Consider the following 21338-nt stretch of genomic DNA (forward strand, 5'->3'; position numbering starts at 1 on the left):
TGTTGCTCATGCGTATCGGCGCCCCCGGCGCCGAGAAGCCGGTCGTTCGCGTCGACGAGGGTCACTACGTCGACGTGTCCGACCTGACCGCCGACTTCGACGAGCGTTTCTTCGGTACGGGCGGTCTCGCGCGCCTGGCCGAGCCGGTCGCCGAGCGGGTCGCGACGGGTGACGTGCTGCCCTTCGGTGACGTCCGGATCGGCGCGCCGATCGCCCGGCCGCACCAGATCCTCTGCATCGGCCTGAACTACAGCGACCACGCGGCCGAGACCGGCGCCGCCGTGCCGAGCGAGCCGATCCTGTTCACCAAGTCGCCCAACACGCTGATCGGGCCGAACGACGACGTCCGCATCCCGCGCAACTCCGTCAAGACGGACTGGGAGGTCGAGCTCGGCATCGTCATCGGCTCCCGCACGTCCTATCTGGACTCGGTCGAGCAGGCCCGCGACGCCATCGCCGGCTACGTGCTCGTCAACGACGTGTCGGAGCGCGAGTTCCAGCAGGAGCGCGGCGGCCAGTGGTCGAAGGGCAAGTCGGCCGAGACCTTCAACCCGGCCGGGCCGTGGCTGGCGACGACCGACGAGATTCCGGACGTACGGGATCTCGACATGTTCCTGGACGTCAGCGGCGTCCGCCGGCAGACCGGCAACACCAAGACGATGATCTTCGACCCGTACTTCATCGTGCACTACCTGTCGCAGTTCCTGGTGCTGGAGCCGGGCGACCTCATCAACACCGGCACCCCGCCCGGCGTCGGCCTCGGCCTGAAGCCGCCGGTCTACCTCAAGCCCGGCGACGTGATGGAGCTCGGCATCGCCCGCCTCGGCACCGCCCGGCAGAACGTGGTCGGCCCCCGCTGATGCGAGCGCTCGTCTTCACCGGCCCCGGCAAGGCCACGGTCGAGGAGGTGCCGCCGCCGGTGGCCGGGCCCGGCCAGGTGGTCATCGACGTCGACCGGGTCGGCGTCTGCGGCACCGACGTCGAGCTGTTCACCGGGGCCATGAGCTATCTGGAGACGGGCGAGTCCTCCTATCCGATCCGCCCCGGCCACGAGTGGTGCGGCGTGGTCACCGCGCTCGGCGACGGCGTCGACCGCTCGTGGCTGGGCAAGCGGGTCACCGGCGACACGATGATCGGCTGCGGGCAGTGCCGGCGCTGCCGGCGCGGGCGGCACTGGGTCTGCGAATCGTTGCGGGAGCTGGGAATCCGCGGCCTGCCGGGCGCCCTCGCTCAGCAACTGGCCTATCCGGCCCGGTTCCTGCACGCGCTGCCGTCCTCGGTCGGCGCCGAGGCGGGCGCGATGGTCGAGCCGGGCGGCAACGCGCTGCGCAGCGTGCTGGCCGCCGACGTCTCGGCCGGGGACCGGTTGCTGGTGCTGGGCACCGGGACGATCGGGTTGCTGGCCGCGTTGTTCGCCCGGGCCCGGGGTGTCTCCGTCCACCTGATGGGTCTGCCCGCGGGTCTTGCGAAGGCACGCGAGTTGGGCTTCGAGGATGTCTGGACGCGGGAGGCGCTCCCGGACGTGCCGTGGGACGGTGTCATCGACGCGACCAACGCGACGACATCGCCTTCCCTTGCCCTGGAACTGGTCGAGCCGGGCCGCCGCATCGTCTACATCGGATTGTCGTCCACCCCGAGCACGATCGACACCCGCGCGCTGGTGCTCAAGGACGTCACCGCGGTGGGCATTCTGGGCGCGTCGGCGGGGCTCGAGGGAGCGATTGAGGCGTACGCCTCGGGGGCCGTCGACCCGCGGCCGCTGGTCGCGGCCACGGTGGGCCTCGAGGAGATCGTCGAAGTGTTCGAAGGCCGCCGCTACGACGGCGGGCCGAAGGTTCTTGTGGATCCGCGACTGTGAGAGGCCCCTGGCATGTCTGAATTCGAAGGCCTGACCGCCATCGTCACCGGCGGCGCGTCCGGCATCGGCCTGGCCACCGCGCTGCTGCTGGCCGACCGGGGCGCGCGGGTGGCCTGCCTCGACCTGAACCCGTCGGTCGACAAGCCCCTGCTGGGCCTGAAGGCCGACGTCACCGACGACGCCTCGGTCCGCGCGGCCGTGGAGCAGGCGGCGGCCGAGCTCGGCGGGATCGACATCGTCGTCAACAACGCCGGCATCGGCGCGCAGGGCACGGTCGAGGACAACGACGACGCGGAGTGGAGGCGCGTCTTCGACGTGAATGTGCAGGGCATGGTTCGTACGACAAGAGCCGCCCTGCCGTTCCTGAGGCGCTCCGAGAACGGCGCGATCGTCAACGTGTGCTCGATCGCCGCCACCGCCGGGCTGCCGCAGCGCGCCCTCTACTCGGCGACCAAGGGCGCGGTGCAGTCGCTGACCCTGGCCATGGCCGCCGACCACCTGCCCGAGGGCATCCGGGTCAACTGCGTGAACCCGGGAACCGCTGACACGCCGTGGATCGGGCGCCTGCTGGAGAAGGCGGACGACCCGTCGGCCGAGCGCGCGGCGCTGGAAGCCCGGCAGCCGAGCGGCCGCCTGGTGTCGGTCGGCGAGGTCGCGGCCGCGATCGCCTATCTGGCAAGCCCGCTGGCGTCGGCGACCACCGGCGTGGCGCTGGCTGTCGACGGCGGCATGCAGGGCCTCAGGCTCCGGCCTCGGTCATAGGGTCAGCACCAGCTTTCCCCTGACCCCGCCACTTTCGAGGCGGCGGTGTGCCTCGGCCGCCGCCTCCAGGGGGAAGGTCTCGGCCACCCGGGTCTTGAGCGTGCCGTCGGCCACGGCCGCGATCAGGTCACGCAGGGCGTCCCGGTCGGGTTCCACGAGGACGAGGGTGTGGCCGTCGTCCGGGATCGGGCGGGTCGCCACCACCACGTCGCCCTTGATGCCGCCCAGCGGAACCGCGTCGACCACGGCCGGCACCGGCCGGTCGAGCTCGGCCCCGCGCGGGATCACGCTGTGCACGCCGAGCCCGCGCACCCACTCCTCGTCGCCGTCGGTGGCGCACGCGAGCACCATGTGGCCCCGCTTCAGCGCCAGCTGCGCCGCGAAGCCACCGACGCCGCCGCTGGCGCCGGTCACCAGGATCGTGGTCGGCCCGGTCAGCTCCATGACGTCGAGCGCCCGGTGCGCGGTCAGCCCGTTCAGCGGCACCGTGGCCGCCACGACCGGGTCGAGCCCGTCGGGCAGCGGCACCACCGCATCGGCGTCCACGGCGACCAGTTCCGCATAGCCGCCCGTCTCGCCCCGGGTCAGATGCCACGGGATCATCCCGGCGACCCGGATGCCGGCCGGCAGGTCGCCGTCGCCGGTCACCACCTCGCCGGCGATGTCCCAGCCGATCCGGAACGGCGGCGGCACCGGCCCACCCGGAATCTGCCCGATGCGGGCGGCGACGTCGGCCGGGTTGACGGTGGCGGCGAGGACCCGTACGAGAACCTGCCCCTCACCCGGCACCGGATCGGGCCGTTCGACCAGTCTCAGAACCTCGGGCCCGCCGAGCGCGGTGACCTCCACGGCACGCATGACGTCACCCGAGCTTCTCGAGCAGCCGCGCCAGCTCCTGGTCGACCTCGCCCCGGTCGTAGCCCCGCAGCGCCACCGAGAAGCCGGCCTCGCTGATCGCCGTCCGCGCCGCCGCCTGCGACACCGAGTTGCCGGAGGCGAGCGCCTCCTCGGCGAGCGCGACGACCTGATCGACCTCGGCCCGGTTGTAGCCCCGCAGCACCACCACAAAGTCTCGAGACATAGGCAACAATCTACGCTCTCGGCATGATGGTTTTCCCGGACGGCCGCCGCACCACCATCCGCGACGGCGGCGACCCCGCCGGCCGGCCCGTCCTCTTCCACCACGGAACGCCGTCCACCAGGCTCGCGGCCGGCCTGGTCGACGCGGCCGCCGTCCGGCACGGCGTCCGGCTCGTGTCCTTCGACCGTCCCGGATACGCCGGCGCCGACGACAGCCCGCCCGGCCTGGCCTCGGTCGGCCGCGACGCGATCGCCGTGGCCGACGCCCTGGGCCTCGACCGGTTCGCGACCGTGGGCGTGTCCGGCGGCGGCCCGTACGCCCTGGCCACCGCACTGGCCGCACCCGGCCGGGTCACCGCGGTGGCCGTGGTCGCCGGCATCGGCCCCTGGCGCCTGATCAACCCGGTCGATCCCGGCGACGAGGAGCGCGACCTGCTCGCCCAGGCCGACGCCGGCGACACCGCGGCCGCCCTGGCCGGCTTCCGGCGAGGCTTGGCCTCCGAGAACGGCGACATCCTGGCCATTGTGGACGACGAGGCCCTGGTCGACGCCTACCTCGACGGCGCGCCGTCCGACGACCTGAAGTGGCTCGACGCCCCCAAACGCCGCCTGTGGGCGGCCGACATGCGCGCGGGCCTGCCCTCGCTGGACGGCTACGCCCGCGACAACGTGAGCTGGGGCGGCGTGTGGGACATCGACGTGACCGCGGTGACCGTCCCGGTCCACCTCTTCTACGGCTCGGCCGACCGTCTGGTTCCGCCGTCACACGGCCGCTGGCTCGCCGATCGCCTCCCCGAGGCCACACTGACAACCTTCCCCGGCGCCGGCCACGGAACGGCGAGCTACGACCGCTGGGACGAGATCTTCGCCGCCCTCTAGACCATCCGCAGGACAGTGCCCAGACCGTGCACCGGTCCCTCGGTCTTCGGCAGAATCAACGTCCGGATCCGCAGGGGTACGCCGCCGACGTCGTCGCGGGGGCTGTCGCCCACCATCAGCGCCTGGTGGCCGGGAACCCCGAGCACGTCGAGCGCGCGGGCGTAGATGGCCGGGTCGGGCTTGACCAGACCCACCTCGAAGGACAACACGAAACCGTCGAGCAGATCGCCGACGCCGGCCCGCTTCAGGCACGGGCGGACGTCCACGGCGATGTTGGACACCACCACGGTCCGGACGCCGCGTGCCTTGAGCTCCCGCAGAACCGGGGCCGTGTCGTCGAAGACGGCCCACTGATCCGGCATCACCTCGTACAGTGCGGCGGTCAGCTCGGGCCCGGCACCGGGGCACATGGCGACCGCCCGGCCGAACACCTCCCGGTGAAGCGCCGGGCTGAGGTCGCGCTCGCTGCCCGGGTCGAACGTGTGGGCGTGGTGCCAGATCTCGTCGAGATGCCCGCGAAGGGCTTCGATCTGGCCGGCATTCGGCACCGGTTCGGTGCTCCCGCTGTCGGCCAGACGGCGCAGAGCGTCGGCGATCCACCGTTCGGAGTCACCCCCGTCGACCAGAGTGCCGTGAAAGTCGAAGATGACGCCGCTGATCGGTTCCGGGAGCATGCAAAGGACCTTACGGTGTCACCTCAACCCGGCAGGAGAGCTTGCGCGGCCGTCGGGTCGCCGAGCTGTGGCTGGACCACGATCTGGGCGGCGACGACACCATCTGGCCGGTCTTCGAGTTGCTGGAACGCGCGGCGTTCGACGGTGAGCCCCTCGACATCGGCGCCGTCTACATTCACTCCGCCACCCATCCGGCGTGATCAAGCTTCGGCACGCTGCGGGAGCGCAGAGACCGCATGTCATTTACTGAAGGAGCGCCCGTGTCCGCGTTCGGCCCAGCGATTTTCGTCTCCCGCCGCGACGGCGCCGACGTGCACGATGAGGAGCGGCAGCGCATCGTGGATCTGGTGAGGGAGGCGACCGCTCGGCTGGGGCTCAAGGATGAGAACGGTGAGCCGGCGCGTCCGCGGCTGTACGGCGACTCGCTGGGCGTCCTGCTCTACTCGGGCTATGTCTACGGCCAGATGCCCGAGCCGATTCAGCGGGACCAGGACGGCCTCTGGACCGCCGAGGGTGACCGCGTCACTGCCGAGCTCGAGAAGGCCGCGCCGGGCATCTACACGTTCGAGGTGTACGGCGTCGAGGACTGAGGTTCATGCGCCGGCCCGGCGGAGGCGTTCGGCGGCCTGGGCCAGCACGGCTTCGGCGCCCGCCGGGCTGCCGCCGCACAGGGCCATCTCCCGGGCGTTGTACGCGGCCATCCACAGGCCGGCCGCCCAGGCGATCTCCGACTCCTCTGCTGTGAACGAGCGGCCTCGTTCGCCTTGATAGGCCGCCAGGAACGCCTCGGACGCCTCGACCGGTGCCAGCGTGGGCGGCCCGGCACTGGCGAACGCCCCGCTCGCCGCACCGGCCAGCGCCGCCTCCGGCTGCCAGGCCAGGCTGTCCCAGTCGTGCACCGCCCACATCTGCCGGCCCTGCCATCGCAGGTTCTGCGCCTCGAAGTCGGCGTGGCCGAGCACGCACGGCAAGCCGCCGGCCAACAGCCGTTCACGGGCCCGCTCCGCTGTCTCGACGATGTGCCCGGGCACCGCGCTCTGGTCCCGGCTGTCGAGGAAGTCCATCGCCGGCCAGGGGCCCGGATCGGCGTGGTCCCAGCGGACCCAGGGCGGGTTCGGCAGCGGCGGCGCGACGTTCACGCCGGCCAGCTCGGCCGTCAGCCGGGCGAACACCTCCGCGCAGCGCCGGGCCGTGCCGGCCGAATGGCCGTGCCGCACCTCGCCGCCGGGCCGGTACTCCTCGGCGTGCACGGCCAGCTCACCGACCTCGTCCACCGGCGTGAGCGGCCGGGCACAGGGAAAGCCGCGTTCGGCCATCCAGGTCTGCGCCGCGACGCACGACGCGGCCCGGCTGACGCCGGCGCGCGCCTTGACCACCACCTCCCGGCCGCCGGCCAATCGCAGGCCGAACACCATCGAGACCTGGTGCGAGCTGAACAGCACCTCGGCGGGTTCGCCGCCCAGCCGGCCGAGACACCAGGCGGGCAGCCAGTCCGGCAGCTCGCTCACCGGGCCGGCATTCCGGCCTGGGCCCGGAGGTGGAAGGCCGCCCACGTGCGGTAGGGGCGCCACGCCTCCGACACCTGGTCCCGTGTTGCGGTGGAGCCGTAGTGCCTGGTGAGCTCGGCCTGGAAGCGGGGCTCGTGGTGGGGGACGGCGTCGGGGTGGTTGGCGCCGCGCAGGACGACCAGTTCGGCGCCGAACGGGCCCAGGCCGGTGATCTCGCGGACGGCGGCGACGGCCGACGGCGCGTCCAGCGCCCGCAGGTGGCTGCCGTCGAGGCGGCCGTCCAGGGCGGCCTCGGCCACCGCGTGCAGATATTCGGTCTTGCGGCCGAACAGGTCGAGGTCGAGGGCCCGGAGTTCCTGTGGCGCGGGGAAGGCGCCGTTGCGCAGGAGCGCCGCGCGTTGCTGGGCCGCCTGCGTTCGGCGTACGCGCTGGGTCAGAACCGCCCACGCCGCGGCCTCGTAGGGGGAAAGGAAGCCGCACGGCCGAAGGCCGGGCATGGCTTTCTGCGCCTCGGCCATGACGGGGTCGCGGTCGCCGACGGACGGCCAGCCGCGGGCGTCGATGTCGAGGGACAGGAAGCGCACGACCTGGGCGGTGGCGGCGTCCAGGTCGCCGGGGCCTTCGACGGTGATGTGGGCGGACGGGCCGTCCTGCCGGACGGTGGCGGTGGCGACGGTCCAGTCGTGCTCGGCGCGGAACACGGTCCGCAGTTCGGCGGCCGATGAGGGCTGGTCGCGCAGGGCGGCCGGGCCGAAACCTTCCCAGAAGGCGCGGCAAACGGCCAAGGACCAAGGGCCCTGCACATTGTGTACGGAGGTGAGCCGCGCCATGTCAGGCCTTGTCGTGGATGGTGATGGCGTAGCCGTCGGGGTCGCGGAAGGTGAACGTGCGCCCGAACGGGCCGTCGACGGGGTCGCTGACGATGGGGACGCCGGCCGCGGCGAGGTCGTCGTGCAGGGACTGGGCGTCGTCGGCGAGCAGCCACAGGGCGACGCCGCTGCCGGGCCGGCTGAGGTCGGTGCCGGGGAGCGGGGTGCGCAGGGCGAACGGGACGGGGCTGGTGTCGAAGACGACCGCGTGGGGCGGGCCGGCGGCGCGGCGCAGGCCGAGCCGGGTTTCGTAGAAGGAGGCGGCGGTGTCGAGGTCGCGCACCTGCAGGGAGATGAAGTCGGGTCCGGTGACCGGCATGGGAGAGATCCTCTCGTACGGCTATGTCAGGCAACTGACATGTCCAGCGTATGTCAGGATACTGACATGACGCAAGGCGTGGGTGATCTCGACCGGTCCGTGGGCTACGCGCTGAAGCAGGCCGCGATGGCGCTGCGGGTCGCCATGGAGGCGGCGCTGCGCCCGCTGGCGCTCACGGTGTCGCAGTATTCGTGCCTGGAAGTGCTGGGTCAGCGGCCGGGACTGTCGGCGGCCGAGCTGGCCCGCGCGGTCTTCGTCACCCGGCAGTCGATGCACGCGCTTCTGCTCGGCCTCGAGGAACGGGGCCTGCTGGAGCGGGCCGCCACAGCGCCTCAAGGACGGGCGTTGCCGACGCAGCTGACCGACGCCGGCCGGGAGATCCTGACCGAGGCCAGCGCCATCGTCGCCGCCGTCGAGCGCCGGATGACCGCGGCTTTCGACCGCGAGGAGGTCGGCCGGTTCGTGGCCGATCTCGCCGCGTGCGCGGAGGCGCTGAACTATTAGGCGAACTCCTCGACACCCAGAACGGCCAGCAGGGCGAGGCGCTCGCGGGTCTCGGTGTCGGCCGGGGTCAGGACCAGCAGTTCCTGGCCCAGGTCGGGGGTGACCAGGGTTTCGCAGTCCATCACCAGGTCGCCGACCCTCGGGTGGGTCAGCGTCTTGCGGTCCATCCGGCGGACCGCCACCTCGTGCTCGGACCACAGGGCGCGGAACTCGTCGCTGTCCGCCTCCAGCCGAGCCACCAGGCGCTCGACGACCGGGTCACCCGCGCGGCGGCCGGCCACCGCGCGCAGGTCGGCGACGAGCTGGCGGGAGTGGTGGGCGGCCTCGGCCTCCGGGCGGACGCCGCGGGAGGCGGGATCGGTGAACCAGCGGTAGATCATGTAGCGGTCGTCGCCGGTGAACCGGGTCAGATCGCCGGCCATGAGCCGGCTCATCCGGTTCTGCGCGAGCACCTCGCCCAGGTCGGACAGCACCATGGCCGGGTTGTCGCCGAGCAGGTCGAGCATGCGCAGCAGGCCCGACCGGGCCAGCCGGGCCACGCCGTCGGCCGGCGGCGGCTGATGCCCGGCCAGATGGAACAGGTGGGCCCGCTCGTCGTCGGAGAGCCGCAGGGCCCGGGCCAGCGCGGTCAGCAGCTGGGCCGACGGCTGACTGCTGCGGCCCTGCTCGAGGCGCACGACGTAGTCGACGGACATGCCGGCGAGCATGGCCACCTCTTCGCGCCGCAGCCCGGCCGTGCGGCGCCGCGGCCCGTCGCCGATGCCGACCTCGGCCGGCCGGATCGCCTCGCGGCGGCGGCGCAGGAAGTCGGCCAGTTGCTCACGCTCCATGCCCTTCATGCTCCCGCGCCGGAGCGGCGCGCATCCAGGGAGCGGCTCTCCCATGATGAAGACTCCGATTTCGTACGCCGTGACGAGCGCCCAAGCTCAAGCCATGAGAAATCAGCGATTGGGGCGCACGGGCCCCGTGGTGTCGGCGATGGGCCTGGGCGCGATGGGAATGTCGGGCGGCCCGTACGGCGAAGCCGACCGCGGCGAAAGCATCGCGACCGTGCACGCGGCCCTGGACGCCGGGGTGACGCTCATCGACACCGGCGACTTCTATGGCATGGGCCACAACGAGCTGCTGCTCAACGAGGCGCTGCGCGGCCGCGACCGGGACAGCTACGTGCTGAGCGTGAAGTTCGGGCAGATGCGCGGGCCGGGCCCGATAGCCGGCCCGCAGGACGGCCGCCCCGAGGCGGTGAAGAACTTCCTCGCCTACTCGCTGACCCGCCTGGGTGTCGACCACATCGACATCTACCGCCCGGCCCGGCTCGACCCGGCCGTCCCCATCGAGGAGACCGTCGGCGCCGTCAAGGAGATGGTGGAGGCCGGATACGTACGCCACATCGGCCTTTCCGAAGTCGGCCCGGAAACCATCAGGCGGGCCCACGCGGTGCACCCGATCGCCGACCTGCAGATCGAATACTCGCTGCTGTCCCGGGCGGTCGAGCCCGAAATCCTGCCCACGCTGCGCGAGCTCGGGATCGGCCTGACCGCGTACGGCGTCCTCGGCCGTGGTTTGATCTCCGGTCATTGGAGCGCCGGGAAAGGGGTGCGTGGCCCACGCTTCGCGCCGGGCAACGTCGAGCACAACCTGACGCTGGTCGAGCAGCTGCGCCGGATCGCCGAGGCGAGGGGCTGCACGGTCGCCCAGCTGGCCATCGCGTGGGTGTCCGCGCAGGGCCCGGACATCGTCCCGCTGGTCGGCGCCCGCACCCGGCCCCGGCTGGCCGAGGCGCTGCCCGCCCTGGACCTCAGCCTGACCACCGACGAGCTCGCCGTCATCGAGAAGGCCGTCCCGAAGGGCTCAGCCCGCGGCGACCGCTACCCAGCCGCCTTCATGGCCGCTCTCGGCGTCGGCAATTAGAGGGCTGTAACGGGTAAATCGCCGCGGCATGGTCGGTGGTGTGCGACAAACGGGGCATGACGAGGTTCGTGCAAGTGTTCGGGGCCGTGCTCGGACTGGTGCTGGGGCTGGTGCCGGCGGCGCTTCCCGAGCCGCCGTTCAGCACGCGGGTCGTGGCCGACGGCCTCGACAATCCGTGGGAGGTCCTCAGAGGACCCGACGGCTACCTCTGGGTGACCGAGCGGACGGCGGGGCGGGTCACCCGGATCGACCCCCGCAGCGGGGCGCGGACGGTGGTCGGGACGGTGCCGAGCCGGGCCGCGGGCACGCAGGACGGACTGCTCGGGATGGCGCTCGACCTTCCGTACGTCTATGTCGCCTATACGAACGGGCCGCTGAACGTGTCCCGCTACACCTACGACGCCGCCGCCGGGACGATGGGCGAGCCCCGGGACGTGATCGTCGGGCTGCCCGCGACCATCGACCACGTGTCGGGGCGGCTCGTGCTCGGGCCGGACGGCAAGCTCTATCTGACGGTCGGTGACGGCGGCGCGAACCAGTTCGAGCGTGCCTGCGACGCCAACCTCGCCCAGGATCTGCCGGTCTCGGGCAGCGACTTCACGCGTTATCAGGGCAAGATTCTGCGCTTGAACACCGACGGCTCGGTTCCGGCCGACAACCCCTTTCTTGCGGGTGTACGCAGTCACGTGTACTCGTACGGACATCGCAACGCCCAGGGCATCGCGTTCGACGCGGCCGGCCGGCTCTACTCGACCGAGCAGGGGCCGAAGACCGACGACGAGCTGAACCTGATCCGGCCCGGCGGCAACTACGGATGGCCGCGCGTCGCCGGCTATCGCGACGACAAGGCGTACGTCTATGCGAACTGGTCGGCCGCCCCGGACTGCCGCCGCCTCGCCTTCAGCGACTACCGGATCCCGCCGTCCGTGCCGCGGCAGAAGGAGTCGTCGTTCACCGACCTGAACTTCGTGCCGCCGTTGCGGACCTTCTTCACCGTGCCGGACGACCACGAGTTCGAGGGGGAGTGCGGCCACCTGTGCTGGCCGACGATCGCCCCGTCCAGCGCCGAGGTGGACAACTCGGCGGCCATCGAGGGCTGGGAGGGGTCGGTGCTCATTCCGTCGCTGAAGAACGGCGCGGTCTACCGGGTGGACCGCTACGGGAAGACGGAAACCCTGTGGCGCACGGTCAATCGCTACCGCGACGTGGCCGTCGGCGAGGACGGCCGGACGTTCTTCGTGGCGACCGATGCCGCCGGGTCCACCAACGACCTCGCCGGCAAGCCGACCAGCCGGCTGGCCGATCCGGGGGCGATTCTCGAGTTCACCGCGGGCTGACCCGGCGTCCCTCGAGGTCGTGGGCGCCCGGGCCGGTCAGCTCGCCCGGCCGCAGGGGCCGGCCGGAGACCGCGAGCAACAGGGCCAGGGCGCTGCCGCGCACCTCCGGCCCGGAGCCGGCGTCGACGGGCGCGTCGGTGGCGACGAGCCGCAGCCCGGTGGCGCGCTGCTTGCCGCCGCCCATGGCGACGGTCGTGCGCAGCTGGTATTCCAGCGCTTGCCCGACCGGGCCGGCCGGGTAGTCGCCGGTCAGCCCGGTGGCCCGCCGGATGTCCTCGCCGTGGACGAAGGCCTCGACCAGACGGGTGGCGATCGCGGCCGGCGGTGTGCTGGTGGCCTCCACCACCGACCGGAGCGCGGCCAGGGTCTGCCGGGGGCCGGCCCGCCGTTCGCGGGCGACGCCGCGGGCGTTCTGGCGGTCGAAGTCGAAACGGGCCGCGATCATGTCCCGGACGAAGCTCATCCTGGTCGTCCGGGCGCTGTCGACCAGGTGGGCCACGACATCGTGCACGTCCCAGCCGGCGCAGGCAGTGGGGGCGGCCCACTGGCCGGGCGTCAGCGTGCCGAGGTCGCGGGCGAGCGCCGCGCGCTCGCGATGAACGGTGGTCCAAACGGAGGCGCGGGTCTCGTTCATCGTGCTACTAAAACAGTAGTGTTCACTACGGTGCAAGTAGTTAAGCTGGGCCGATGGCGACGCGACGGACCTACGGCTCGTACAACGACGGCTGTGCCTCGGCGCACGCCCTCGACCTGATCGGTGAGCGGTGGGCCCTCATCGTCGTGCGCGAGCTCGTTCTGGGACCGAAGCGCTTCGCCGACCTGCAGCGCGACATTCCCGGCGTCGGCCCGAGCGCCCTCTCGCGCCGGTTGCAGGACCTGGAGGAGTCGGGCATCGTCGTGCGGCGCGCCCTGCCCCGCCCGGCGAACGCCGCCGTCTACGACCTCACCGACTGGGGGCGCGAGCTCGAGGACGTCAACGCGGCCCTGTCCCGGTGGGCGGTGCGATCGCCGCGCCTGCCGCTGGAGGCCGACATGAGCCCGGACACGCTGGTCCTCGCGATGCGGGCACACGCGCGGCCGGTCGCCGGCGCGTCCCGGCGGGTCGCGTTGCGGCTGACCGACTCCCGCGCTCCGGGCAGCGATCCGGTGGAGTACCTCGCGACCGTGGGCCCGGACGGCACCGGCGTCGTCCGGGCGCCGGATCCGGGCGACGCCGACGCCCGGGTCGAGACGACCACCTCCGCGTGGAAGGCGCTGATCATCGGTGACGGCCGGATCGAGGATCAGCCCGCGGTCGCGGTGAGCGGCGACGCCGCGGCGGTCCGCGCACTGCTCGGCGCGACCCGGCTCAGCGCAGGCTGAGCGGGGAGTTCATGCCCCGCATCAGGGCCAGGACGGTACGGGCGGCGGGGACGTCCACGCCGTGCTGGGCGGCGGTGCGGACCACGGCGCCGACGATCAGCTCGTGTTCGGTGGGGCGGCCGTGGTGCGTGGAGGCGCCGTCGGCGTACGCGATGGTCTCGGTGATCGCCTCGTCGGGCAACGGGATGCCGGCGGCGCGGGCGGTCGTCACGGCCTCGGCCAGCAGGGCCGGGGCCAGGGCGCGGATGACAGGGTCGGACGGGACCATCAGGTTGAGCAGGAGCTTGCGCCAGGCGGCCTGCTCGAAGTCGGCGCTCGGGACGATCCGCAGCGGCGTGCCCGCGAACAGGGCGGCGAAATCGGTGGCGTCGGCGGGAACCCGCACCGTGTCGCCGAAGGACCAGTCGACGTGGCCGGGCGACAGGGTCTGGACGGCCAGGTGGATGAGCGCCGGCACGACCCGCGTGCCGGACGGCAGCCACGGGCGTAGCCGGGCGGCGTGGTCGATGCCGTTCCGCAGCACCGCGACCCGGGTGTGCGGGCCGACCAGGGCGCCGAGCCAGCCGGCGGCGCCGGGCACGTCGTACGCCTTGGTGGCGACCATCACCCAGTCGGCCGGCCTCGCCTCGGCCGGGTCCGTCAGCACGGGCAGGCGGACCGGGCCGAGCGGGTCGACTCTCGGGCCGCCGGCGGGCGAGCGCCGGGCACAGAGGACTACGTCGTGGCCGGCCCCGTGCAGCACGGCCGCGAAGACGGTGCCGATGGCGCCGCCGCCGATGATCGCAACTTTCACCGGTCGAACGATGCCACGCGGAAACCGGCCGTGAGCAGTGAAAAGGCGCACGAGCGCGGAGATGGACATCTTGCTTCCGCCGGCAAGTGCAACGTACGCCACACTTGGACCCATGATTAGCGAGGATGTGGTGTCGGTCGCGGTGGTCACCAGCCGGTCGGAGGCGGAGATCATCGCGGGTCTGCTGCGCAGCTACGGGCTCAAGGTGGGCGTGTCCGCGGACGACGCGGGCCAGCAGGAACCGCAGTTACAGCTCAACGGCGTGCATGTGTACGTCGCCCCCGGAGATGAGGCCGAAGCGCGGGAGATCCTGTCCGCGTCGGGCCAGTAACTAGTAGACCCAACGGTCCACGAGCGCCTCGTGAGCCTCGAGGCGCTCCTGGGTTCTTCCCGGGTCGGTGGCGGCGATCGCGTCGAGCAGGCTGATCGCCAGCACCACGACCGCCGCGTGCGAGTCGAAGACCAGGCCGGTGCCGACCGGCGCCACCAGCAGCACGTCGGCGTCGCCGGCGAAGGGCGCCAGCGCCGTGTCGGCGATCACCACGGTGGTCAGCCCGAGCCCGCGCGCGAGCCGTATCGCCGAGACCGTTCCGGCCGGGTAGCGGGGCATCGCGAAGAACAGCGCGGCCGAAGCGCCCTCCTGCCGTAGTTGCAGCACGAAGTCGTCGGCACTGCCCGCGTCCGTGCACACCTTGACCGCCGGAAGCGCTCGTCGGGCGAAATATCCGAAATAGTCGGCGAGGGCGGCCGAGGCGCGCAGCCCGACCACGCCCAGGGGAGCGGTCGCCGCCAAGGCTTCGACGGCCGCGGGCATCCAGCGCGCGGCCCGCGCCAGCCCGGCGACATTCGCCGTCTCCTGATCGATCGCGCTGTGCCGGGGCGAGGGCACGCGAGCGGCGGGAGCGGAAGAGGGCAGCACGGCCTCGCGCAGGGCGGCCCGGAAATCCGGGTAGCCGGCGAAGCCGAGAGCGGTCGCCAAGCGGGTCACGGTCGGCTGGCTCACACCGGCGCGCTTGGAGATCTCGATGGTCGACAGGAACGCCACGTCCGGGAACATGCCCAGCATGCGCTGCACGATCTGCCGCTGCGAGGGCGAGAGCCGATGCCGCCGGGCGAGGTCGAGCAGCCAATCCTCAGCCTGTCCGATGTCCATGCCCGCCCCCGATCTACCCTGAATAGCCTAAAACACGATCGGACAAGGGTGCATTCGATGATTCATCTGCGGTTCCTCTCCGGCCCGGACATCGAGGAGCTCGGCGTCGGCCCGGACGACGCGATCGCCGCCGTCGAATCGGTCGTCGCCGCGCACGGCCGGGGCGAGACCGTCTTCGAGCCCCGCATGCACCTCGTGCCGGACAACGGCGGCGTCGGCCACTTCAACATCCTGCGCGGGCATGTCTCGACGCTCGGACAAAACGGCGTGGCCGGCGTCAAGGTGGTCGGCGACTTCGTGCCCAACTACGAGCGCGGCCTGCCCAGCGAGCTGGCCATGGTGACGCTGCTCGACCCGTACACCGGCGTACCCCTGTCCATCATGGATGCCACCTGGATCACCGAGATGCGCACCGGCGCCATGACCGCCGTCGGCGCCAGATATCTGGCCCGCCCCGACTCGCGCGTGCTCGGCCACGTCGGCGCCCGCGGCACCGCCTTCGCCAACATCACATTGCTGGACCGGCTGTTCGACCTCGACGAGATCCGGGTGACCAGCCGCCGGGCCGAGTCGCGCGAAGCCTTCGGCGCGCGCCTGCGTGAGGCCACCGACACCCCGGTCCGCGTCGTCGAGACCGCCGACGAGGTGTTCGACGGCGCCGACATCCTGGTCGAGGCGTCACGCCTGACCGAGCCCCGGCCGCTCCTGCGCACGGCTCTGGTCAGACCCGGGGCCTTCGTGGTGCCGTACGGCACCGTCAGCGCCGTTGAACTCGATCTGCTCGACGTCATGGACAAGGTGGTGGTCGACGACTGGCGCGAGTCGCAGTCGGGCCGCTTCGGTGCGCTGCGCGCGCACGTCGACACCGGCCGCCTGAGCGAGGAGAGCCTCTACGCCCAGCTCGGCGAGATCGTCAGCGGCCGGAAGCCGGGCCGCGAGTCGCCCGAGGAGCGGATCCTGTTGTGGCACCGAGGCCTGTCGATTCTCGACGTCGCCCTCGCCCATCTGATCCTGACCCGCGCCGAGGCCGCCGGCGCCGGCACGATGCTGCGATACCGATGAGGATCACCCGACCGGCCGACCTGGATCGCGCCGCCGTCGCCGACATCGCCGGGGGAGCGTTCCCCGAGCTGTCCGCCGACCTCCTGAAAGACCTGGAAGCCTCCCGCGCGGCGACGCTGAACGACCTCGACGGCGACGAACCGGTCTACGGCGTCAACACCGGGATGGGTGCGCTTTCGGGGGTACGCCTCGACGCCGAGGCCCAGAAGCAGCATCAGAACACCTTGATGGCGGGCCGCGCGGCCGGCTCCGCGCCGTGGCTGCGCCCCGTGGAGGCGCGAGCGCTCATCGCCGTACGCCTGAGGAATCTCCTGGACCCCGCGGCCGGAGTCTCGCCCCAACTCTGCACCCACCTGGCCGCCATGCTCGAAGCCGGCGCCGAGCCGCGGATCCCGCTGCGCGGCGGTGCCGCCGGCGAGATCATCCCGCTCGCCCACCTCGGCCTGGCCGTCCTCGACGGCGGCTATTCGTTCGGCCCCAAGGAGGGCGTCGCGTTTCTTGAGGGCGTGCCCGGCCTGACCGGCCTGTCCGTGCTCGCGGCGGCGGCGGCCCGGACCCTCGTCGCGCAGGTCGTGGCCGTCGCCGGCGACGAGATGGCCCTGATCGGGGCCAGCCGCGACCCGCTGCACCCGGCCACCGCCCGCGGCGACGCCGAGCTCACCGCGATCCTGGCCGCGCTGTCCGATCGGCGCGGCGACGCACCCGCCCGGGCGCTCCAGGCCCCGGTGTCCTTCCGCGTCACCGCGCCCGCCCTCGCCGTCACCCTGCGGGCCGCCGCAGCGGTCGACGCCGCCGTCGACCGTGCCCTGACCGCCGTCACCGACTCCCCGGCCCACCTGGACGGCCGTTTCGTCGGCACGGCCGGTTTTGCGGGAACCGACCTGACCGCCGCGCTGAGTGCCCTGACGGCTGCTCTCGTGCACCTGGCCGAGGTCGGCGCGGCTCGCCTCCACCGGCTGCTCGACCCGCAGGTGACCGGCCTGCCCCGGCAGCTCTCGGACGCGCCCGGACGGCACGCCGGCATGGTCTCGGTGCACAAGCGGGCGGTCGGCAGCGCGCACCGGCTGCGGAGGTTCGCGCTGCCGGCGCTGATCGGCCCGATGGAGACGTCGACCGGCCAGGAGGACGTGCAGAGCTTCGGCTTCGAGGCGTACGAGTGCTTCACGGAGGTCGTGGCCGGCCTGCGCGACGTCCTCGCCTGCGAGATCCTGGCGGTCGAGCAGGGCCGCCGCCTGCGCCTCCCGCGCGACGAGGCGGGTGAGCCGACGGCGCCGGGCGGGCCGAGCGACCCGGGCGGGCCGGGCGGCACCCATGACCGGCCCTACGGGCCGGAGATCGACCGCTACGTCACCCGGCTGGCGGACGGCTGGTCGATCCCCGCTCGACCAGCGACGGGCGGAACGGCGACGGCGCCGCCGACCGGTCGATGAGCTGGCCCACGGCCGACTCCACGATGGCGTCCTCGTCCCACGCCATCGTGGTCAGCCCGGGACTGACCAGCGCGGCCAGTTGATGGTCGTCGTAGCCGATGACGGAGACGTCGGACGGCACGCGCAGCCCGGTCGCCCGCGCCGCGTGATAGGCGGCGAAGGCCAGTGAGTCGCTCAGGCAGAACAGCGCGGTCGGCCGCCCCCGGTCGGCCAGCAGCGCCGACACGACCGTGACAGCCTCGGTGGTCGCGGCCGGCGCCGAGACGATGCTCAGCTCCAGCCCGATCGAGGCCGCGATGCGCGGCGCCAGCACCTCGGACGGACGGCCCGGCGTGGACGGCAGCGACGGCGCGAGCATGCCGACGCGCCGGTGACCGAGCTCCTGGAGGTGGCGCAGCGCGGCCGTCACCCCGTACTCGTTGTCGAAGAGCACGCAGCCCGAGCCCGGCCGTTCGGTCAGGGCGTCGCCGAGCGAGACGACCGCGACCTCCGGGGCGAGCAGCCGCCAGTACGACGCCGAGGGGTCGACCGGGGAGACGATGGCGCCGTCGACCCGCTGGGCGGCGAACTGCTCGACGATCAGCCGCTCCTGCGAGGGGTCGGCGTCGGCGTCGGCGATCGTCGCGTACCGGCCCCGGCTGCGCAGGGCCCGGGTCAGCAGCACCGAGAGATCCTGCTGCCACAGGTCGCGCAGGGACCCGGAGACCCCGATCGATCCCGTACGCCCGCTGGCCAGCGCCCGGGCGATCGGGTCGACGGTGTAGCCGAGCTCGTCGGCGAGCTCGCGCACCCGGCGGATGGTGTCGGGGGAGCCGCGCACGCCGCGCAGTGCGTACGACGTGGCGGCCAGGGACAGCCCGGCGGCGGTCGCCAGATCCTGGAGGGTCCGTCGCGGTTGCTGCCGTGACATCGACTGAGGGTAACACCCGTTCCGTAGGGTGGGATCACGTTGCGGGTACGGTGGGGAAGCGCTTCACTTTTGAGTACTTGTGAAGCGCTTCCCTCGCACGGAAAGTGAGACCCGGCCATGCTGATCGACTGCCATCAGCACCTCTGGCCGGCGCGCCTGGTGGAGGCTCTCCGGCGCCGTGAAGACTATCCCTACCTGCGCGAATGGACCTTGTATCTGCCCGGCGAGGCGCCGTACGAGGTCGACCCGCACGCCCATGACGTGGAGAAACGCCGCGCCGTGGAGATCGCTGTGGGTAAGGAGACGGTGATCCTCTCCATCTCCTCTCCGCTAGGTATGGAATATCTGGAATCGCCGGAACTGCTCGATGTCTGGCACGAGAGCGGCCTGGCGCTGCCCGACCCGTTCCGCATCTGGGCCGCCGCCAACGTCGCCGCGCCCGACCCCTCGACCCTTGCCAAGATCCTCACAGAGGACCGCGTCGTCGGCGTTCAGCTGCCCGCGACCGCCCTGGGCGACCCGGCCGCCATCGAGCGGATCGGCCCGCTGCTCCAGGAGGCCGAGCGGGCGAACAAGCCGGTGCTGGTCCACCCCGGCCCGGCCCCCGCCTGCGACCCGGGAGCGCCGTCGTGGTGGCCGGCCATGGTCCCGTACGTGGCCCAGATGCACAGCGCCTGGCTCGCCTGGCACGTCGCCGGCCGCAAACAGCACCCGCGGCTGCGGATCGCCTTCGTCGCCCTGGCCGGGCTCGCCCCGCTGCACCACGAGCGCCTGGCCGCCCGCGGCGGCGCGCTGGGCCCGCTCGACCCGTACGTCTATTACGAGACCAGCTCGTACGGCACCCGCGCGATCGACGCCCTCACCCGCGTCGTCGGCGTCGACCCGCTCGTGCACGGCTCCGACCGCCCGTACGCGGAACCGGTCGACCCCGGCCTGGGCGAGGCGTTCCGCCACGCGCTGTTCACCGCCAACCCCCGTCATCTGCTGACAGGAGAACCGAGATGACGACCGACACCGTCGCGGTCACCGATCCGGCGCGCCTGCCCGATCTGCCCGGCCGGGTGCTCAGCCCCAAGGAGCTGCAGTCGTGGGTCAGCGAGCTGGCCACCAGGACGGAGTTGTGGGAGCCGCTCGTGCGGCACGACACCGGCCAGCGGCACTACGCCTCGCTCTACCGCGACAGCGACATCGACGTGTGGGTGCTCTGCTGGAACACCGAGGACGACACCGGCTGGCACGACCACGACATCTCCTCGGGCGCGGTCGCCGTCACCCGGGGCGCGGTCAACGAGGCCAACCCGCGGATGGGCGGCGAGCCGGTGAACCGCGTCGTCGGTGCGGGGCGGGCCTTCGCCTTCGGGCCCGACCACATCCACCGCATGTCCGGCGCCGTCGACGGGTCGGTGTCGATCCACGCGTACTCGCCGCCGCTCTGGCGCATGGGGCAATACTCGATCAGCGAGAGCGGCGTCATGCGCCGCAAGGCCGTCAGCTACGCCGACGAGCTGCGCCCGCTGTAGCTCGCCAGCCGCGGCAACACCTCGGCCGCGGCGGTCAGATCGATGCCGATCGGCCGGTCGCCGGCTTCGGGGTCCAAGACCTTCGAGACCATGTCGTACGCGTCCTGAGCCGGCCCCTCGGGCAACCGGCCGGGCGCCATCCGCAGCGCCCGGACCGCGGCCACCAGCTCGGCCGCCAGCAGCGTCGGCGCCAGGTCGGCCATCGCCCGCAGCGCCCGCGCGCCCTGGGTGGCGAAGCTGGCGTGCTCCTCCAGGCCGAGCGAGATGGTCAGCGTGCCGGCCGAGATCGGCTGCATGCCGACGCGGATCTCGGTCAGCACGTCCTGCACCACGTACTCGCTGATCATCAGGCCGGAGCTGCCGGCCGGGCCGTCGGCCAAGAACGCCCGCAGCCCGGTCATGTCGGGCCGCATCAGCAGGCCGAGCCGGGCCGACGAGAGGGCCAGCACCGGCAGGAACGAACCGCGCAGGGTGTCGAGGCTGGTCGCGACCGTCGCCGTGTGGAACTGGCCGTGGTGCAGCACGGCGTCCGCGGTGACCAGCGGGTTCTCCACGGCCGCGTTGATCTCCTCGGTCAGCACGTAGCGCAGCTGCCGCACGGCGTGCGCGGCCGGCGCGGTGACCTGGGGGAGGACCCGCAGCCCGAACGGGTCCTGGATGCGCGCGGGCTCGCCGGCCCCGGCCACCAGGCGGCCCATGGTCGCCGCGACCTCGAGCTGACCGGGGTGGGCGCGAGCCGTGTGCACGGCCGGGTGGAAGGCCTCCGGGTTGCCGCGCAGCGCCAGGAAGGACAACGCGGCGACCACTATGGACGCGTCCAGGAGGTGTGCGACGCGGCTCAGCGCCAGCGCCGCCGTGGCCACGGTCAGCGCGCTCGAGCTGATCATCGGCAGGGCGTCGGTGGCGTTGATCAGCGTGGCCGGCGCGCTGCCCGAACGCCACGGGCGCTCGCCGGCCAGCGTCAGCGCGAGCTCGGCCAGCGAGGCCAGGTCGCCGGTGCCGATCGCGCCCCACGAGTGCAGGGCGGGCACGGCGCCGGCGCTCAGCGCGGCGGCCAGCGACTCGGCCACGCTCCGGGAGATGCCGCTGCCGCCGGCCAGGATCTGATTGAGCCGTACGGCCATGGTCGCCCGGGCCGTGACGTCGTCGACCTCCGGGCCGACCGCCGCGCAATGGCTGCGCAGCAGCCGCAGGCCGTGACCCTCGGACGTGCGCTCGTGACGGTTGGCGCCGACGCCCGTGTTGGCGCCGTAGACCGCGCCGTGCTCGCGGGCGAGTTGCAGCAGCGAGTGACGCTCGTCGATCAGGCGCAGTGCCGCCTCGTCGACCGTGACGCCGGCCGTGCCGGAGGCGATGGCGACCAGACCCTCGAGCGTCAAGGTGCGGCCGTCGAGCGACACCCCCATA

At 72.7% G+C, this 21338-nt stretch carries 26 protein-coding genes and 1 pseudogene; 15 read left to right on the top strand and 12 right to left on the bottom strand.

From position 1 onward, the window contains the following. Positions 1 to 8: 8 nt before the first annotated feature. Genes CRP55_RS42445 through CRP55_RS42455 form a run of 3 tightly spaced genes read left to right on the top strand, consistent with a single transcriptional unit; the run spans position 9 to position 2620 of the window. On the top strand, positions 9 to 860 hold the full coding sequence (locus CRP55_RS42445; RefSeq protein ID WP_438865850.1) for a fumarylacetoacetate hydrolase family protein: 852 nt from the start codon (positions 9 to 11) through the stop codon (positions 858 to 860). After that, positions 860 to 1858, top strand: a complete 999-nt coding sequence (locus tag CRP55_RS42450) for a zinc-dependent alcohol dehydrogenase (protein ID WP_097327685.1) — start codon at positions 860 to 862, stop codon at positions 1856 to 1858. The genes CRP55_RS42445 and CRP55_RS42450 overlap by 1 nt, the downstream gene beginning before the upstream one ends. A gap of 12 nt (positions 1859 to 1870) precedes the next feature. Further along, complete coding sequence (locus tag CRP55_RS42455) at positions 1871 to 2620, top strand: SDR family NAD(P)-dependent oxidoreductase (RefSeq protein ID WP_097327686.1); 750 nt, start codon at positions 1871 to 1873, stop codon at positions 2618 to 2620. Here the strand turns inward: CRP55_RS42455 and CRP55_RS42460 are convergent. Both CRP55_RS42460 and CRP55_RS42465 read right to left on the bottom strand, forming a co-directional pair. After that, positions 2615 to 3478, bottom strand: a complete 864-nt coding sequence (locus CRP55_RS42460) for an NADP-dependent oxidoreductase (RefSeq protein ID WP_097327687.1) — start codon at positions 3476 to 3478, stop codon at positions 2615 to 2617. The genes CRP55_RS42455 and CRP55_RS42460 overlap by 6 nt on opposite strands. 4 nt (positions 3479 to 3482) lie before the next feature. Then, positions 3483 to 3701, bottom strand: coding sequence for a hypothetical protein (locus CRP55_RS42465; protein ID WP_143235320.1), 219 nt, complete (start codon positions 3699 to 3701; stop codon positions 3483 to 3485). 23 nt (positions 3702 to 3724) lie between these two features. Here CRP55_RS42465 and CRP55_RS42470 point away from each other — a divergent pair, with 23 nt between their 5' ends. Continuing rightward, positions 3725 to 4579: an alpha/beta fold hydrolase gene (locus CRP55_RS42470; protein ID WP_097327689.1), complete on the top strand. Its 855-nt coding sequence runs from the start codon at positions 3725 to 3727 to the stop codon at positions 4577 to 4579. Here CRP55_RS42470 and CRP55_RS42475 read toward each other — a convergent pair. Next, positions 4576 to 5253, bottom strand: a complete 678-nt coding sequence (locus CRP55_RS42475) for an HAD family hydrolase (RefSeq protein ID WP_097327690.1) — start codon at positions 5251 to 5253, stop codon at positions 4576 to 4578. The genes CRP55_RS42470 and CRP55_RS42475 overlap by 4 nt on opposite strands. A 44-nt stretch (positions 5254 to 5297) precedes the next feature. Here CRP55_RS42475 and CRP55_RS53630 point away from each other — a divergent pair. Beyond that, a pseudogene (locus CRP55_RS53630) lies at positions 5298 to 5438 on the top strand (cyclic-phosphate processing receiver domain-containing protein); the annotation flags it as partial. A gap of 75 nt (positions 5439 to 5513) precedes the next feature. Then, a complete protein-coding gene (locus CRP55_RS42480) occupies positions 5514 to 5843 on the top strand; it encodes a hypothetical protein (protein WP_097327691.1) in 330 nt (109 codons plus the stop codon). 3 nt (positions 5844 to 5846) lie between these two features. Here CRP55_RS42480 and CRP55_RS42485 read toward each other — a convergent pair whose 3' ends face one another. The 3 genes from CRP55_RS42485 to CRP55_RS42495 are packed head-to-tail and all read right to left on the bottom strand — an operon-like array spanning position 5847 to position 7949. Then, complete coding sequence (locus tag CRP55_RS42485) at positions 5847 to 6761, bottom strand: aminoglycoside phosphotransferase/kinase family protein (protein ID WP_097327692.1); 915 nt, start codon at positions 6759 to 6761, stop codon at positions 5847 to 5849. Further along, positions 6758 to 7591 carry a DNA-3-methyladenine glycosylase family protein gene (locus CRP55_RS42490; protein ID WP_097327693.1) on the bottom strand — a complete coding sequence of 278 codons (834 nt, stop codon included), beginning with the start codon at positions 7589 to 7591 and terminating at the stop codon, positions 6758 to 6760. Before CRP55_RS42490 ends, CRP55_RS42485 begins: the two co-directional genes overlap by 4 nt. A gap of 1 nt (position 7592) precedes the next feature. Beyond that, positions 7593 to 7949 carry a VOC family protein gene (locus CRP55_RS42495; protein WP_097327694.1) on the bottom strand — a complete coding sequence of 119 codons (357 nt, stop codon included), beginning with the start codon at positions 7947 to 7949 and terminating at the stop codon, positions 7593 to 7595. A gap of 66 nt (positions 7950 to 8015) precedes the next feature. On the opposite strand from CRP55_RS42495, the gene CRP55_RS42500 reads away from it, so the two are divergent. Then, a complete protein-coding gene (locus CRP55_RS42500) occupies positions 8016 to 8453 on the top strand; it encodes a MarR family winged helix-turn-helix transcriptional regulator (RefSeq protein WP_097327695.1) in 438 nt (145 codons plus the stop codon). Here the strand turns inward: CRP55_RS42500 and CRP55_RS42505 are convergent. Continuing rightward, the gene (locus CRP55_RS42505) at positions 8450 to 9283 is read right to left on the bottom strand and encodes a helix-turn-helix transcriptional regulator (RefSeq protein ID WP_097327696.1); all 834 of its coding nucleotides are present in this window, start codon (positions 9281 to 9283) and stop codon (positions 8450 to 8452) included. The two genes, CRP55_RS42500 and CRP55_RS42505, sit on opposite strands and share 4 nt — an antisense overlap. Positions 9284 to 9386: 103 nt before the next feature. Between CRP55_RS42505 and CRP55_RS42510 the strand changes: the two genes are divergently transcribed. Together CRP55_RS42510 and CRP55_RS42515 are read left to right on the top strand one after the other, a co-directional pair. Continuing rightward, entirely contained in the window at positions 9387 to 10364 is a 978-nt protein-coding gene (locus CRP55_RS42510) for an aldo/keto reductase (protein ID WP_097327697.1), read from the top strand. 56 nt (positions 10365 to 10420) lie between these two features. After that, positions 10421 to 11701, top strand: a complete 1281-nt coding sequence (locus CRP55_RS42515; RefSeq protein ID WP_097327698.1) for a glucose/sorbosone family PQQ-dependent dehydrogenase — start codon at positions 10421 to 10423, stop codon at positions 11699 to 11701. On the opposite strand, the gene CRP55_RS42520 is transcribed toward CRP55_RS42515, so the two are convergent. After that, on the bottom strand, positions 11688 to 12335 hold the full coding sequence (locus CRP55_RS42520) for a maleylpyruvate isomerase family mycothiol-dependent enzyme (protein ID WP_097327699.1): 648 nt from the start codon (positions 12333 to 12335) through the stop codon (positions 11688 to 11690). The genes CRP55_RS42515 and CRP55_RS42520 overlap by 14 nt on opposite strands. 53 nt (positions 12336 to 12388) lie before the next feature. On the opposite strand from CRP55_RS42520, the gene CRP55_RS42525 reads away from it, so the two are divergent. Beyond that, on the top strand, positions 12389 to 13063 hold the full coding sequence (locus tag CRP55_RS42525; RefSeq protein ID WP_097327700.1) for a winged helix-turn-helix transcriptional regulator: 675 nt from the start codon (positions 12389 to 12391) through the stop codon (positions 13061 to 13063). On the opposite strand, the gene CRP55_RS42530 is transcribed toward CRP55_RS42525, so the two are convergent. Next, entirely contained in the window at positions 13050 to 13856 is an 807-nt protein-coding gene (locus CRP55_RS42530; RefSeq protein ID WP_179855579.1) for a ketopantoate reductase family protein, read from the bottom strand. The genes CRP55_RS42525 and CRP55_RS42530 overlap by 14 nt on opposite strands. Before the next feature lie 112 nt (positions 13857 to 13968). Here CRP55_RS42530 and CRP55_RS42535 point away from each other — a divergent pair, with 112 nt between their 5' ends. Next, positions 13969 to 14187: a hypothetical protein gene (locus tag CRP55_RS42535; RefSeq protein ID WP_179855580.1), complete on the top strand. Its 219-nt coding sequence runs from the start codon at positions 13969 to 13971 to the stop codon at positions 14185 to 14187. Here CRP55_RS42535 and CRP55_RS42540 read toward each other — a convergent pair whose 3' ends face one another. After that, positions 14188 to 15009 (bottom strand): MurR/RpiR family transcriptional regulator, encoded by an 822-nt coding sequence (locus CRP55_RS42540; RefSeq protein WP_097327703.1) that lies wholly within the window; start codon positions 15007 to 15009, stop codon positions 14188 to 14190. It lies immediately after the preceding gene. Between the two features lie 57 nt (positions 15010 to 15066). On the opposite strand from CRP55_RS42540, the gene CRP55_RS42545 reads away from it, so the two are divergent. Next, the gene (locus tag CRP55_RS42545) at positions 15067 to 16071 is read left to right on the top strand and encodes an ornithine cyclodeaminase family protein (RefSeq protein WP_097327704.1); all 1005 of its coding nucleotides are present in this window, start codon (positions 15067 to 15069) and stop codon (positions 16069 to 16071) included. Continuing rightward, the gene (locus CRP55_RS42550) at positions 16068 to 17501 is read left to right on the top strand and encodes an aromatic amino acid lyase (RefSeq protein WP_097327705.1); all 1434 of its coding nucleotides are present in this window, start codon (positions 16068 to 16070) and stop codon (positions 17499 to 17501) included. The genes CRP55_RS42545 and CRP55_RS42550 overlap by 4 nt, the downstream gene beginning before the upstream one ends. Here CRP55_RS42550 and CRP55_RS42555 read toward each other — a convergent pair. Beyond that, a complete protein-coding gene (locus CRP55_RS42555; protein WP_097327706.1) occupies positions 17419 to 18411 on the bottom strand; it encodes a LacI family DNA-binding transcriptional regulator in 993 nt (330 codons plus the stop codon). The two genes, CRP55_RS42550 and CRP55_RS42555, sit on opposite strands and share 83 nt — an antisense overlap. A gap of 117 nt (positions 18412 to 18528) precedes the next feature. Between CRP55_RS42555 and CRP55_RS42560 the strand changes: the two genes are divergently transcribed. Together CRP55_RS42560 and CRP55_RS42565 are read left to right on the top strand one after the other, a co-directional pair. Continuing rightward, positions 18529 to 19416 (top strand): amidohydrolase family protein, encoded by an 888-nt coding sequence (locus CRP55_RS42560; protein WP_097327707.1) that lies wholly within the window; start codon positions 18529 to 18531, stop codon positions 19414 to 19416. Next, positions 19413 to 19931, top strand: a complete 519-nt coding sequence (locus CRP55_RS42565) for a cysteine dioxygenase (RefSeq protein WP_097327708.1) — start codon at positions 19413 to 19415, stop codon at positions 19929 to 19931. The genes CRP55_RS42560 and CRP55_RS42565 overlap by 4 nt, the downstream gene beginning before the upstream one ends. Here the strand turns inward: CRP55_RS42565 and CRP55_RS42570 are convergent. Beyond that, entirely contained in the window at positions 19904 to 21337 is a 1434-nt protein-coding gene (locus CRP55_RS42570) for an aromatic amino acid lyase (protein WP_097327709.1), read from the bottom strand. The two genes, CRP55_RS42565 and CRP55_RS42570, sit on opposite strands and share 28 nt — an antisense overlap. Between the last annotated feature and the right edge of the window lies 1 nt (position 21338).

This window comes from Paractinoplanes atraurantiacus, from assembly GCF_900215205.1.
Classification (GTDB): domain Bacteria; phylum Actinomycetota; class Actinomycetes; order Mycobacteriales; family Micromonosporaceae; genus Actinoplanes; species Actinoplanes atraurantiacus.

Coding starts and splice junctions, on each gene's coding strand:
- CRP55_RS42500 (WP_097327695.1), top strand. CDS start 8,016: ATGACGCAAGGCGTGGGTGATCTCGACCGGTCCGTGGGCTACGCGCTG.
- CRP55_RS42445 (WP_438865850.1), top strand. CDS start 9: ATGCGTATCGGCGCCCCCGGCGCCGAGAAGCCGGTCGTTCGCGTCGAC.
- CRP55_RS42465 (WP_143235320.1), bottom strand. CDS start 3,701: ATGTCTCGAGACTTTGTGGTGGTGCTGCGGGGCTACAACCGGGCCGAG.
- CRP55_RS42460 (WP_097327687.1), bottom strand. CDS start 3,478: ATGCGTGCCGTGGAGGTCACCGCGCTCGGCGGGCCCGAGGTTCTGAGA.
- CRP55_RS42560 (WP_097327707.1), top strand. CDS start 18,529: ATGCTGATCGACTGCCATCAGCACCTCTGGCCGGCGCGCCTGGTGGAG.
- CRP55_RS42450 (WP_097327685.1), top strand. CDS start 860: ATGCGAGCGCTCGTCTTCACCGGCCCCGGCAAGGCCACGGTCGAGGAG.
- CRP55_RS42545 (WP_097327704.1), top strand. CDS start 15,067: ATGATTCATCTGCGGTTCCTCTCCGGCCCGGACATCGAGGAGCTCGGC.
- CRP55_RS42515 (WP_097327698.1), top strand. CDS start 10,421: ATGACGAGGTTCGTGCAAGTGTTCGGGGCCGTGCTCGGACTGGTGCTG.
- CRP55_RS42495 (WP_097327694.1), bottom strand. CDS start 7,949: ATGCCGGTCACCGGACCCGACTTCATCTCCCTGCAGGTGCGCGACCTC.
- CRP55_RS42470 (WP_097327689.1), top strand. CDS start 3,725: ATGATGGTTTTCCCGGACGGCCGCCGCACCACCATCCGCGACGGCGGC.
- CRP55_RS42455 (WP_097327686.1), top strand. CDS start 1,871: ATGTCTGAATTCGAAGGCCTGACCGCCATCGTCACCGGCGGCGCGTCC.
- CRP55_RS42555 (WP_097327706.1), bottom strand. CDS start 18,411: ATGTCACGGCAGCAACCGCGACGGACCCTCCAGGATCTGGCGACCGCC.
- CRP55_RS42550 (WP_097327705.1), top strand. CDS start 16,068: ATGAGGATCACCCGACCGGCCGACCTGGATCGCGCCGCCGTCGCCGAC.
- CRP55_RS42505 (WP_097327696.1), bottom strand. CDS start 9,283: ATGGAGCGTGAGCAACTGGCCGACTTCCTGCGCCGCCGCCGCGAGGCG.
- CRP55_RS42535 (WP_179855580.1), top strand. CDS start 13,969: ATGATTAGCGAGGATGTGGTGTCGGTCGCGGTGGTCACCAGCCGGTCG.
- CRP55_RS42570 (WP_097327709.1), bottom strand. CDS start 21,337: ATGGGGGTGTCGCTCGACGGCCGCACCTTGACGCTCGAGGGTCTGGTC.
- CRP55_RS42565 (WP_097327708.1), top strand. CDS start 19,413: ATGACGACCGACACCGTCGCGGTCACCGATCCGGCGCGCCTGCCCGAT.
- CRP55_RS42510 (WP_097327697.1), top strand. CDS start 9,387: ATGAGAAATCAGCGATTGGGGCGCACGGGCCCCGTGGTGTCGGCGATG.
- CRP55_RS42520 (WP_097327699.1), bottom strand. CDS start 12,335: ATGAACGAGACCCGCGCCTCCGTTTGGACCACCGTTCATCGCGAGCGC.
- CRP55_RS42540 (WP_097327703.1), bottom strand. CDS start 15,009: ATGGACATCGGACAGGCTGAGGATTGGCTGCTCGACCTCGCCCGGCGG.
- CRP55_RS42475 (WP_097327690.1), bottom strand. CDS start 5,253: ATGCTCCCGGAACCGATCAGCGGCGTCATCTTCGACTTTCACGGCACT.
- CRP55_RS42490 (WP_097327693.1), bottom strand. CDS start 7,591: ATGGCGCGGCTCACCTCCGTACACAATGTGCAGGGCCCTTGGTCCTTG.
- CRP55_RS42525 (WP_097327700.1), top strand. CDS start 12,389: ATGGCGACGCGACGGACCTACGGCTCGTACAACGACGGCTGTGCCTCG.